This is a genomic window from Chryseobacterium sp. FR048, assembly GCF_056844665.1.
In genome coordinates this window covers 176,726-190,042 of the sequence record NZ_JBXDSE010000005.1, presented here as the reverse complement: position 1 = coordinate 190,042, position 13,317 = coordinate 176,726, and the positions used below count along the sequence as shown (strand labels likewise).

The following is a 13,317-nucleotide window of genomic DNA, read 5'->3' as shown; positions in this document are numbered from 1 at the left end:
AAGAAGTATTTTTGTAAATTATAATTATCGAATATGATAAAGAGGTTTTTTATTCTATCCAGTTTATGTATGGTTTTGGGAGTTTCAGCCCAGAAATCACATACAGTTGTGCAAGGCGATAACCCTTACAATATTGCCAAAAAGTATGGAATAACTGTAGATGAATTGCTGAAGCTAAACCCAAAGCATAAAGATGGCAAACTGGCTATTGGAGATGTTTTAACCATCAAATCTGATAAGGCTGCAACTGCGGTTGTGACTAAGCCTGTGGTAGCTGATAAAGTGCATACTACTGCCGGAGCTGCAGTAGGTAAAATTGTTTTACAGCCTAAACAGACGATCTATGGAATTACAAAACAATACCGTATCTCTGAAACCGATCTTAGAAAACTGAATCCTGAATTGGATTCTCATATGAAAATCGGAGACGAGATCACATTACCTCTTGCAAGCATTAAAAAATATGGTGACCAGCAAACCGTAATCGCAACTGCTAAACCTGTGGAAACTCCTGCTGAAAAGCCCGCAACGGCTACACCAGTGGCAGAAGGAGAAAACTACGTCATTCAGGCTAAAGATAATTATTACAGAATTACAAAACAGTTCGGAATCAGCCAGCAGGACCTTTTCGCTTTAAATCCCGGATTAGAAGAAAAAGGATTGAAACCTGGTGAGTCTATTAAAATAAAAAGAACAAATACCAATACAGATACAGTTACCGTTACTGAACCTGCAAATCCAAAAGCAAAAATGGATTCAGGGAATGAAAAATCTCCATCAGCATCCAATGTTGTGGTAGGAGATGATTACGTAACATATACCGTTCAACAGGGAGATACTGTATTCTCCATTGTGAATAAATTCGGAGTTTCTATTGACGAACTTATCGCTCTTAATCCGGACCTTTCAAAAGGACTGAAAACCGGAATGGTTTTAAGGATAAAAAAACAGGATGCAGCTTACGTAAAGAAAAACGGTGATGCATTGAGCGTTATCTTAATGCTTCCGTTCGGGTACAGCACAAACGAAACCCAGTACAGAGGGATGGCTCTTGACTTCCTGACAGGTGCAAAATTGGCTATTGAAAGAAATGCAAGGGGAGGGCAGAAATTGGATATTAAGATCGTAGATTCAGGAAATGAAGCTTCTTTCAAAAATTCTCTTACTCAGATTAACCCTGAGAACACTGACCTTATTATCGGTCCGTTCTTCAAGTCGAATGTGATTGATGTTCTGGACTTTACTAAAAATCAAAAAATACCGGTAGTAGCGCCATTTGCCAACACACCGGAATTATATAATTACAGCAATCTTATTATTGTAGAAACCAACAACCAAACCTACGCTGATAAAATCGTCGAAGAGGTAAAAGGGGTTTATTCTAATCAGAAAATCTATGTAGTGGCAGATGCTAAGAAAGAAAATGCCAACTATATCAAATCAGGTCTTGAAAAAGCAGTAAAAAATCCTGAAGTGATCATCGTCAATTCAGCAGCAGATATTCAGCTGGATCAGAATATGATGACAGGGCAGTCTGCTCCTGTTATTGCCATTCTTGCCAATGATGATAATGCTGCGGGTGATGCTTTTGCGAATAAAGTGGTCGCTTTATCCAAAGAAGTACAGGGTGTAAAGGCATTCAGTATGTTCTATTCCCCAATTTTCGAAAAGAAAGTGGATGAGCTGAGCCAGGCAAGTCTGGTGTATCTGATGGATAGAAAGATCAATACTGACGGTAGTTTTGAAAAAGAAATACTGGCTGCTTATAAGAGCAAATATTGCAAGACACCACCAAAATATGCTATTGTAGGTTTTGATGTCGTAAATGACATGTTGACCAGAGAAAATAAAAAAGGAGAAATCTTTAAACAGATGAATAAAGTTCAGACTCAGCTTGCTACAAAATTTGAGTTTGTAAAATCAAAGGCTAACGGAGCTTACGTCAATACAGGGTATAGAGTAATCAGGTTAGTACCTTAAATGATTTATAGCTGTTTAAGAGAATATTCTTAACATTATAGTTATATTTGCATAATATTTAATTCAATACATGAAAGCACTTGTATTTCCAGGGCAGGGTTCTCAGTTCGTAGGAATGGGAAAAGAGTTGTATGATTCTAGAAAAGATATTAAAGATCTGATGGAATCTGCCAATGAAATTTTAGGTTTCGATATTCTTTCCATTATGTTCAACGGAGAGGATGCGGATCTTAAAAAAACAGAGGTTACCCAGCCTTCAATATTTATACATTCAGTAGCAGCATTAAAAGCTGTAAACGGTCTTGGCGCTGAAATGGTTGCAGGACACTCTTTAGGAGAATTTTCTGCACTGGTAGCGAATGGCGTTTTATCTTTTGATGATGGTTTGAAACTGGTATCAGAAAGAGCTAAGGCAATGCAGGAAGCTTGTGATGCAAATCCAAGTTCTATGGCCGCAATCTTAGGATTGGAAGATGCCAAAGTAGAAGAAATTTGTGCTCAGATCAGTGGAATAGTGGTTCCGGCTAACTATAACTGCCCAGGGCAATTGGTTATTTCAGGAGAAACAGCTTCAGTAGAAGAAGCATGTGCAAAACTGAAAGAAGCAGGAGCAAAAAGAGCATTATTATTACCTGTAAACGGAGCTTTCCATTCACCTTTGATGCAGCCTGCACAGGAAAGACTCGCTGCTGCAATCGAGAAAACAAAATTCAGAAAAGCAACGATTCCTGTATATCAGAATATCACAACAACAGCGGTAACCAACCCTGATGAGATCAAGCAAAACCTTATCGCTCAGCTTACCGGTCCTGTAAAATGGACACAGTCTGTTCAGAATATGATTAAAGATGGTGCATCAAACTTCGTAGAAGTAGGCCCAGGAAAAACCCTTCAGGGATTGATCAAAAAAATTGACGGATCTGTAGACGCTACATCAGCGATCTAATTAAAAAAATATATGAAAGCGATTTTTTCACCGGGCAAGCTTATGCTTACTTCAGAATATTTCGCGATCGATGGAGCTCTTGTCTTAGCGGTACCTACCAGGCTGGGACAAGAGTTTTTCTTTGAAGAAAAGGATGATCATCAGTCTTTGATTCTTTGGGAAGCGCTCCATCAGAATAAACCCTGGTTAAAGGCTGTCATCGATTACAAAAACTGGCAGATCCTTGAAACCAATATTCCATCAAGCGCTGAATTTATACTAAAGACCTTAAAGAATGTTCAGCAGCTTTCCACCACTCAATTCAGAAATGATTTTACCTATCATTTAAAAACAAACCTTCAGTTTCCCGCAGACTTTGGTCTTGGAAGCAGCTCTACGCTGATGAATAACCTTGCGGAATGGGCGGAAATTGACCCTTTTCACTTAAATACCATTAGTTTGGGAGGCAGTGGCTATGACATCGCCGTTGCCAAAGAGAAATCTGCAGTTCTTTTCCAGAGTAAACCTGAGATCAGATATGAAAAGGTAGACTTTAATCCTCCCTTTAAAAATGAACTGATTTTTATTCATTTAAATCAGAAGCAGGATAGCAGAGAAGGAATCAATTTTTATAAGTCGAAAAATAAGTCACCGGAATTGGTCAATGAGTTTTCGAATATCACAAAGAAAATTTTGTTATGCAATGAATTGGAAAATTTTTCCGAATTAATGATGATTCATGAACGAAAAATTGCTGATTTTCTTGGTATTCCTACAGTTAAAGAAAAAATATTCCCTGATTGCCCTGTATTTGTCAAAAGTTTGGGTGCATGGGGCGGAGATTTCGTGATGAGTGCCAAATTTGGGGACTATAAAGACTATTTTTGGGAGAAAGGTTTTACGACTGTTTTTGAATGGTCAGATATAATTAATTTATAATCAATAATTTACAATCCTGTTTTTTTATTTGTCATTCTGACTTATATCAGTATATTTAAACCACCTTTAACAAATAATTAATATTATTTTTGTTGAAGTCAATAAAGAAATAGAAAATATAAGTAAAATGAAAAACACTAAAATCATCCAGGATTTAGAGAAATTAGGGATTAAAGGAAACTATGAAGTAGTGTGTAATCCTTCTTATGAAGAATTATACCAGGCTGAAGTTTCTCCTGAAAATCAGGGGTTTGAGAAAGCGGAACTTACGGAATCGGGCGCGGTATCAGTAAAAACAGGAATTTTCACAGGTCGTTCACCTAAAGACAGATATATTGTTCAGGATGATGTTACAAGAGATACAATTTTCTGGGATGGTAAAGTAAACTTACCCACTACGCCGGAAATTTTCGGGTCTTGTAAAGAACTAGTGATGAACCAGCTTTCCGAAGCTAAGAAAATTTATGTTGTAGATGCTTTCTGTGGAACAAATGCAGATACAAGACTTAAAGTAAGATTTATCATGGAAGTAGCATGGCAGGCGCATTTTGTTACCAACATGTTTATCCGTCCTTCTCACTATGAGCTGGAAAACTTTGGAGAACCAGATTTCACAGTAATCAACGGTTCTAAAACAACCAATCCTAACTGGGAAGCTCAGGGATTAAACTCCGAGAACTTCGTAATGTTTAACCTTACTGAAAAACTGCAGATCATCGGAGGTACTTGGTACGGAGGTGAAATGAAGAAAGGGATGTTTGCAATGATGAACTACTACCTTCCATTAAAAGGGATGGCTTCTATGCACTGTTCTGCAAACGTAGGTGAAAAAGGAGATGTAGCTTTATTCTTTGGTCTTTCAGGAACAGGAAAAACTACTTTGTCAGCAGATCCGAAAAGATACCTTATCGGAGATGATGAGCACGGTTGGGACAACAACGGAGTATTCAACTATGAAGGAGGATGCTACGCTAAAGTAATTGACCTTTCAGAAGAAAAAGAACCAGACATTTTCAGAGCAATCAAGAGAGATGCACTTCTTGAGAATGTTGTGATTCACGATGGAGTAGCAGATTATACTGATGGATCTATCACTGAAAATACAAGAGTTTCTTATCCAATCTATCATATCAACAAAATTGTATTACCATCTAAGGCTGGTCATGCGAAGAAGATCGTTTATCTTTCAGCAGATGCATTCGGAGTACTTCCTCCGGTTTCTATCCTGAACGAAGATCAGGCTCAGTACCACTTCCTTTGCGGTTATACTTCTAAATTAGCAGGAACTGAAAGAGGAATTACTGAACCTCAGCCATCTTTCTCTCCGGCATTTGGTGAAGCATTCCTTACATTACACCCAACAATGTACTCTAAAACATTGATCGGAAAAATGAAAGAACACGGAGCTAAAGCATATTTAGTAAACACAGGTTGGAATGGTACCGGTAAGAGAATTTCTCTAAAAGATACAAGAGCAATTATCGATGCCATCATTGACGGTTCTATTGATAACGCTCCTAAAGTTCAGGTTCCAATCATGAACCTTGAAATTCCTACTGAACTTCCAAACGTTTCTACAGGTATTTTAGATCCTAGAGATACTTACGAAAATGCTTCAGAATGGGAAGAAAAAGCAAAAGATCTTGCTTCAAGATATATCAAAAACTTCGAACAATATTGCGATACTGAAGAAGGTAAGAGATTAATCCCTTCAGGACCTCAATTACAGGAACAAACAATCTAATAAGATTATTTTTCAATATAGAAAAGCCTCATCACTGATGAGGCTTTTCTATTTTTAATATTTTTTGCAATTGCTGATCAACTCATTTTGATCATCCAGTTGGTAAATGATAGTTTTTATAACCTCTTCACTTAGATTTTTGACAATCAGAAAATGACTTGATGAAAAATAAGGCTCCGTTTCAAGACGATCTTCCAGATATTTCGGCGTAGTAAAAGTGAGCCAATATCTATCACTATTAGAGAATGTAATGGTCACCTCTATATCATCAGATTCCGGATTCATTATTTCATCATCAATATGAATTAAAGTGATTTCAGGTTCTGGCTCGGGGCTGAAGTAGAATTTTGAATACCATTTCAATTTATTTTCATCATTACAGATTCTCAGGTTTCCGGAATCTGAATGTATTTCCTCAATAGTATATGACTTTCTTTTCGTTAGTTGGTTGCGATAATTCCCTATGGAATTACAATAAACTTTATCGTTGATTTTCATGGTAGGCCTTGACTACTTAAGACTTAATATAGCAAGCCTGTAGCCATCCATCCCAAACCCGGATAAAACAGCATCTGTGCAGGCTGCTGTTACAGATTTCTGTCGGAATTCTTCCCTTTTGTAAATATTGCTGATGTGAACCTCTACTTTAGATTTTCGAATATTCTTTAAACAGTCAGCGATCGCATAGGAGTAATGGGTGAAAGCCCCAGGATTGATCACTACCGCATCAAAGTCATCTTCCTGAAGCCTGTTGATAAGCTCTCCCTCAATATTAGACTGGTAATAGTTTAATTCATGAGCCGGAAACTCAGAACTTAATATTTCCAAATAGCTTTCCATGGATACATTTCCATAGATCTCCGGTTCCCTGGTGCCTAAAAGATTCAGATTAGGCCCGTTTATAATCAAAACTTTCATACTATAAAATTAAAAAGTTTTTTCAATTAATGATTAAAAATTCCTGCTTCGTTTTCTTTTTACTCATTGTGGTATTTTTAATGATATTTGTCATGTTTGCGAAAGTGTTAATTTTTACAATGCTTTGTTGTAACGGGTTTTAATAAAATTTACGTTAATTTTTGAAAAATTATTAGGTAAAAATAAATAAGTCTACTTGTTTTGTAGACTAAATATTTATAGCTTTGCAAACATAATTTCGATCGGCTTATAAAGAAAGACGGAGGGAACTGACCCTGTGAAGTCTTAACAACCTGCGTTGCGTAAGGTGTTACATTCAGCCTATAAAGGAAAAATAAGCATTTGGTTTATCGTATTTATCGATGCCCTTTGCTGACTTTTCTGCAAAGGGCAAAATTTTAATATTTGATAAACAAAATTGATTATGATTAATAAATATTTATTTAATTCTAAAGTTTGGATTCCGCCAGTTGCTGCATTCTTCCTGGGAATTGCAGGAGTAAATGGACAGACTTCCAAACCGAAAAAAGATACACTCCGTGAAAAGGAGATCGATGAAGTGGTCGTTGTGGCCTATGGAAAGGCAAAAAGAAACAGTTATACAGGTTCTGTAGCAACCATTTCCAGTGATAAAATCAACGACAGGCCTGTTACCAATATTACCAAAGCACTGGAAGGGCAGGTAGCGGGAATTCAGACCACAAGTTCTTCCGGACAACCCGGAGCTGTTGCTACGATCAGAATCAGAGGAATTGGCTCTGTGAGTGCGTCCAGCGATCCTTTGTACGTTGTGGACGGAATTCCTTTTGATGGAAACCTTAACGCGATAAGCCCTGCTGATATTGAATCGATCAGTGTTTTGAAAGATGCTACGGCAAGTGCTTTATATGGTTCAAGAGGTGCGAACGGGATTATTATCATTACAACAAAGTCAGGGAAGAAAGGAGAATCAAAAGTAAACCTTAACATCAGCCAGGGATTTTCCGGAAGAGCGGTAAAAGACTATGAGCAGGTAAATACAGATCAGTATTTTCAATTGTACTGGGAAGCGTTGAGAAACGGTTATAAGTCTGATAAAATCTCTTCTCAGCAAGCCGCACAGATGGCATCTGATAATCTGGTGTCAATGCTTGGAATCAATCCTTACGGATCAGGTTATTCAAAACCGGTAGGAACGGACGGGAAATTATTACCAGGAGCAACTCCATTATGGAATGATGACTGGAGGGATGTTTTGCAAAGAATGGCTTCAAGAAATCAGGTGGATTTTAACATCAGCGGTGGAAGCGAGAAAAGCAACTATTTCTTCTCCCTTGGGTATCTGGATGATAAAGGACTGGCCATTGAATCAGGATTTAAAAGATATAATACCCGATTGAAGATCAATTCTGAAGTGAAGAAATGGTTAAATGTCGGAGTGAATTTAAACTATACGAACAGTATTCAGCAGGCGCCTACTTCTTCGGATTCCAAAGCAAGCAACGTTATTCAGGCAGCAAGAGTAGTTCCTTCATTTTATCCGTATTATGAAAGAAATGCAGATGGTTCCTATGTTTTGGATGCTGCTGGAAACAGAATTTTCGACTTTGGAAAATACAGACCTACAAGTGCGCTTCAGAATCAGAACCTGGCAGCAACATTGCCACTGGATAAAAATGAAAACAAAGAAGATAACTTCTCAGGAAAAGGATTTATGGAATTTACTTTCTTGCCGGAGTTGAAATTCAAAACAAGCTTTTCTGTTGACCTTGTGAACTATAACGGACATTTCTATTCCAATCCGCTTTTGGGACAAGGATCTGAAATTGGCGGTTCTGTGACGAAATCCAATACAAGAACGCTTTCTTACACAACAAGTAATATTCTTACCTATGATAAAAAGTTTGGGAAGCATCACATTAATGTTTTAGCAGGACAGGAATTCTATAAATACGATTATCAGACTATTTCAGGATCAAGAAGCGGTTTCTCCCTGCCTTATTATTATGAGCCTGATGCAGCTTCTTTATTGGTCAACTTTGGAGGCTACAGTAACAAACTGAGTTTGCTGAGTTACCTGGGGAAAGTGGAGTATGACTTCAACAATACCTATTTCCTTTCAGCTTCAGGAAGAGCAGATGCGTCTTCAAGATTTGATCCAGACAACAGATGGGGGAAATTCTGGTCTGTAGGAGGATCATGGAAGATTTCAAATGAAGAATTTATTCAAAACCTCAATGTTTTCAATCAGTTGACACTACGTGCAAGTTACGGAGGACAGGGGAATGATAAATTACTGCGTCCAAACGGACAACCCCTTTACTATGGTTATCAGGAATTGTACAGAATACTGACTCTTGGTGGGGAAGCAGGGACAACGCTGGAAAAAGCGGCAACAAATAATCTTAAGTGGGAAACGAATCTTAACCTGAATGTAGGGTTGGAGTTTGCTATTCTGAACAATAGAATTAAAGGTAATATTGAATATTTTAAAAGAAAGAGCCAGGATCTTCTTTTCAATGTTCCCGTTGCTCCCTCTTTGGGGATCAGTGATTATCCGGCGAATGTAGGAACAATACAGAATACCGGTTTTGAATTTTCACTTTTCACAACTCCCATCAAAAATGAAGATTTCCAATGGAATGTAGATGTTAACCTGAGTACTTTAAATAATAAGATTACCAAACTGCCCGGAGGACCGCTTGTTGTAGGAACCAAGCAGCTGAGAGAAGGAGGTTCTGTATATGATTTCTTTATTCAGGAATGGGCAGGAGTAGATCCAAGCAACGGAAAGCCATTGTGGAAAACTATTTCTAAAGATGCTAACGGAAATGAGGTGGTAGGAACAACTTCAGAATATTCTAAAGCAACAAAAATAATACAGGGATCAGCATTACCGAAGCTTACAGGAGCGATCAGTACCAGCCTTAATTATAAAAACTTTGATTTCTCAGCATTGCTGACCTTTAAGATCGGAGGAAAAATCCTGGATGGAGATTATACTTCGCTTCTGCATAACGGAAGCTCTGGCGGACGTTCATGGGGAACGGAAATTCTGAACAGATGGACACCTGATAATCCTAATACAGATGTTCCGGGATTGAGTACGACAACCAACAACTGGACTTCAACGTCTTCAAGATTTTTATATTCAGGAACCTATGCAAGGCTTAAGAATGTAAGCTTAGGGTATACATTGCCTTCGGATTACTTTGAAAAGATAGGGCTGAAGAAATTCAGAATTTATGTCCAGGCAGAAAACCTATTGACCTTCTACAAACATAAAGGGATGGATCCTGAACAGGCATTGGATGGAACCACTTATTTCAGGTATCCGGCAATGAGAACCATCACTTTTGGTCTTCAGGCGACTCTTTAACCTTTTAAAATTGAAACAATGAAAAATTTAAAATATTTATCTTTTGCTCTCCTCGGATTATGGTCGCTGACAAGCTGTGAAAATGATTTGACAACAGCTCCAACGGATCAGGCAAATAGTGAAGAAGTCTTCAAAACAGCTGAAAGTGCAGAAACCGTAATCAACGGAACCTGGGCAAAATTCAATAATGACGGAACAACTTATGCTAATATCGGCTACTCAACGGTGCTGAGAGCCAGTGATGCTATGGGAAGTGATGTCGCAGTTATCAGAAACAAGTATGGATTTTCATCGACCTATGACTTTACAGAAATGGTCAATACTACGGCTGGAAGACCGTTGTTTATCTGGACAATGCTGTATTCTACAATCAATAACATGAACAATGTTATTGCAAAAATCGACGGTACAGAAGGAAGTCAGGCGAAAAAAGATCAGGTGAAAGGACAGGCTAAAGCCTTACGTGCTTTCTGTTATCTGAATATTGCCAGCTTTTATCAGTTCAGCTATTTAAAAGATAAATCAGCGTTGACGGCTCCTATCTATACGGAACCCTCTACAATAAATACACCGGGAAAAAAGAAAGCGAGTCTGGAAGAAATCTATACTTTAATTAAAAGTGATCTTACGGATGCAGACAACCTGTTGAAAGGCTATTCAAGAAACAATAAAGATAAGATCAATAGAAATGTTGTCAACGGAATTCTGGCCAGAACTTACCTGAATACCGGTGAGTGGAGTAAGGCAGCAGCTTCTGCCAGAATTGCAAGAGAAGGATTTGCTTTCATGGCTCCTGAAAAATATAAAGAAGGGTTTAATGATATAGAGAATGCAGAATGGATCTGGGGCCACAAGCAGACTCAGGAACAGTCTGATGCGAGCTATGCCTTCCACTATCTGGATGTGTCTTCTTCAGGAAGTTATTATTATAGCTTTATGGCAGACCCTTATTTTAAAGATTTGTTTGATACCAATGATGTCAGATACCAGTTATTTTCATGGGATGGGCAGAAAGGAAGAGAAGGGTTGCTGAGATATGCAAAATTTAAATTTAAGCCTACTCTTATTGCCGATATTGTTTATATGAGAGCTGCAGAAATGTATCTGATCGAAGCTGAGGCTGAGGCAAGAAATGGAAATACATCTCAGGCGGTTACTGTTTTAAACCAGTTAAAAGCAGCAAGGAAAGCCAATGTGTATACAGGTTCACTGGCACAGAGTGAGGTAGTGAAAGAAGTCCTGATTGAAAGAAGAAAAGAACTGTTCGGAGAAGGATTCTCTCTTTCAGATATTATCAGAACTCAGGGAAGTGTAGTGAGAAACCCTTACGTAGATGCTGCGGGAAAACCAATTCAGGTTCAGGTTACCACTCCGGAAGGAACAGTGAAAACGGTTGACGGGAAAGGTCATTCTGTCTTTTCGTTACCTAATCAGACTGCTTTCGTACCGAACAGCAATTACTATTTATTCAGTATTCCACAGAGAGAATCTGAGAATAACCCGAATTTATAATATACAGTCCAATAATTAGATTTGATTTTTTTAGCCACTGCTTTTGCGGTGGCTTTTTTTGAATTGTTTGAAGAAACACCTGTTATTTTTTTGATGAATATAATGCTTTCTTCTTTTTATTGCTATCCACGAAGCCAATCTTTACTGTGCTTAATTTGTCTTTATCGTTAAAATTATCATATGTGATCATAATATTATTATCTATGATTTCACCGCAGGTTTTACAGTTAAATTTGATAATTTTAATTTGTCTGAAAAACAGGGAAGTTTACCCTTGGATCATATAAAGTACCACCTGTTCCTTGAGTGTAATGTCTAAAACCATATCCTTCAAACGAAAACGAAAGCTCTCCACCTTGAGAGTTAGTTATTTTTACTGAAGTAGAAGAAATTACATTTCCATTATCATCATATTTATAATCCGTGGTATCTCCTCCGTTATTATTGATCTTCTTACCGTTTTTATCATATCCATTGTAAGGGCTATTGCTATCTTCAATAACAGTAGTTTCTTTATGTGCAAGGAAGTTAAAAGCAGTTACTATCAACCCTTGTCCTGCTCCTATCCAGAAATTACCTCCTCCTAGTACAGAACCACCACCACTTACAGCTCCATTAAAGAAAGCAAAGCCGTCGCTTCTTAATTTACTGTTTTTTTATATAAATACAATCCGTTCTTCTTATCCAATAGTATATACTGATTAGTAAACCTAGGAGTATTTTGAATGAATTTCTCTAAATATAAATATCGGGATTTACTTTGACTTTCATATAAATCGTCTTTTGAGTATTCAAAATAAAACTCATTTTTATCGGGTCCATAATCTTCCACACAACTCCATATATTATTTTCCATTAAAACCATTATACTTTTAATAAATTTTTCCTTCTCTTGTAATGTGAAATATTTAAATTCTTTACACTTGATAACATTTTTTTTAAACTCATTAAAATCTTTCCCTATAACTCTTTCATTTAATATAATAAAACCAATTATGTCCGTAGATAAATTTTTTATGAAATGGAAAATAGTTATCGATCGTAAAATTTTTATTAATTTCCATTAAAAGTGAATCTTTTTTCAAATTTTTATTATATAATAATTCTGTTTCTACTTTATTTTGTATCATAGATTGCTTAATTGATAGTGTATCAAACTTTGACTTATATAGAATTTCTTGTACAAATTTCATAGAACTTTTGACCTCTTCAATTTTATTAGCAGGTATTAATATTTTATCAAAAGTAGTACTACAAGAAAAAAAGGAAACTATCATACAACTTATTAAAATTAACATTGACCAATTTATTTTCATAAAAAATTATTTAAAATGTCTATATCCCTTTGCTATCATCGTATAATCTCTAGGATCATCAAAATAAGATGAAATCCATCCTATATTGGAGGTTCCACTATAAATTTGATATAAACCAGCTCCTTTCTGTGAGAAATCTAAAGAATAGCCATAAGCTTTTGCGGCAACACCAAAATTATAATTTCCAAAATCGTCTACTCGAAAAACTTCGCCATTATAGATGGCTACATCTTTTCCTAGTTGAGCATTACTAAATAATGATTTAGGGTCATTTTTTATATCATATGGGCTACCTGTTTTTACTAATCTGTAAAACTCCATAATTTGATCTTGGGCTATTGCCATATAAACTTCAGGTCTTGCTCCTTTGTCTGCCAAAGCTTTCATTTTATTATCATAGTACCGTTTTCTTGATGTAAAAAAATCTTTGGTACGTTTTAATTGTTCATTAAATTCTTTTGTTAAATCTCTTTTATAATTATCTATTCTATGCCCCAGATAATTAAAAGCAGTTACTATCAATCCTTGTCCTGCTCCCATCCAGAAGTTACCTCCTCCTAATATAGAACCAACACCACTTACAGCACCATTAAACAAGCTAAAACTATCACTTTGTAGTAGCCAA

At 36.8% G+C, this 13,317-nt stretch carries 10 protein-coding genes and 1 riboswitch; of the genes, 6 read left to right on the top strand and 4 right to left on the bottom strand.

The window, feature by feature from the left end; translation table 11 throughout:
* Positions 1 to 33: 33 nt before the first annotated feature.
* The 4 genes from AC106K_RS15625 to pckA all read left to right on the top strand — a co-directional run bounded on the left by AC106K_RS15625 (position 34) and on the right by pckA (position 5,588).
* Complete coding sequence (locus AC106K_RS15625) at positions 34 to 1,980, top strand: LysM peptidoglycan-binding domain-containing protein (RefSeq protein WP_482446409.1); 1,947 nt, start codon at positions 34 to 36, stop codon at positions 1,978 to 1,980.
* 70 nt (positions 1,981 to 2,050) lie between these two features.
* Entirely contained in the window at positions 2,051 to 2,926 is an 876-nt protein-coding gene (gene fabD / locus AC106K_RS15620) for an ACP S-malonyltransferase (RefSeq protein WP_482446408.1), read from the top strand.
* A 12-nt stretch (positions 2,927 to 2,938) separates the two neighbouring features.
* Complete coding sequence (locus tag AC106K_RS15615; protein ID WP_482446407.1) at positions 2,939 to 3,844, top strand: GYDIA family GHMP kinase; 906 nt, start codon at positions 2,939 to 2,941, stop codon at positions 3,842 to 3,844.
* Between the two features lie 127 nt (positions 3,845 to 3,971).
* Positions 3,972 to 5,588, top strand: a complete 1,617-nt coding sequence (gene pckA / locus AC106K_RS15610) for a phosphoenolpyruvate carboxykinase (ATP) (RefSeq protein WP_482446406.1) — start codon at positions 3,972 to 3,974, stop codon at positions 5,586 to 5,588.
* A gap of 54 nt (positions 5,589 to 5,642) precedes the next feature.
* On the opposite strand, the gene AC106K_RS15605 is transcribed toward pckA, so the two are convergent.
* Complete coding sequence (locus tag AC106K_RS15605) at positions 5,643 to 6,086, bottom strand: hypothetical protein (RefSeq protein ID WP_482446405.1); 444 nt, start codon at positions 6,084 to 6,086, stop codon at positions 5,643 to 5,645.
* 12 nt (positions 6,087 to 6,098) lie between these two features.
* Positions 6,099 to 6,506, bottom strand: coding sequence for a type II 3-dehydroquinate dehydratase (locus tag AC106K_RS15600; RefSeq protein WP_482446404.1), 408 nt, complete (start codon positions 6,504 to 6,506; stop codon positions 6,099 to 6,101).
* 244 nt (positions 6,507 to 6,750) lie between these two features.
* A riboswitch (SAM riboswitch) is annotated at positions 6,751 to 6,847 on the top strand.
* Between the two features lie 83 nt (positions 6,848 to 6,930).
* Here AC106K_RS15600 and AC106K_RS15595 point away from each other — a divergent pair.
* Positions 6,931 to 9,864: a SusC/RagA family TonB-linked outer membrane protein gene (locus AC106K_RS15595; RefSeq protein ID WP_482446403.1), complete on the top strand. Its 2,934-nt coding sequence runs from the start codon at positions 6,931 to 6,933 to the stop codon at positions 9,862 to 9,864.
* Positions 9,865 to 9,882: 18 nt separating this feature from the next.
* Positions 9,883 to 11,376, top strand: coding sequence for a RagB/SusD family nutrient uptake outer membrane protein (locus AC106K_RS15590; protein WP_482446402.1), 1,494 nt, complete (start codon positions 9,883 to 9,885; stop codon positions 11,374 to 11,376).
* Between the two features lie 242 nt (positions 11,377 to 11,618).
* Here the strand turns inward: AC106K_RS15590 and AC106K_RS15585 are convergent, their stop codons facing one another.
* Both AC106K_RS15585 and AC106K_RS15580 read right to left on the bottom strand, forming a co-directional pair.
* On the bottom strand, positions 11,619 to 11,924 hold the full coding sequence (locus AC106K_RS15585) for a hypothetical protein (protein WP_482446401.1): 306 nt from the start codon (positions 11,922 to 11,924) through the stop codon (positions 11,619 to 11,621).
* Between the two features lie 774 nt (positions 11,925 to 12,698).
* Positions 12,699 to 13,289 (bottom strand): polymorphic toxin type 44 domain-containing protein, encoded by a 591-nt coding sequence (locus AC106K_RS15580; RefSeq protein WP_482446400.1) that lies wholly within the window; start codon positions 13,287 to 13,289, stop codon positions 12,699 to 12,701.
* Between the last annotated feature and the right edge of the window lie 28 nt (positions 13,290 to 13,317).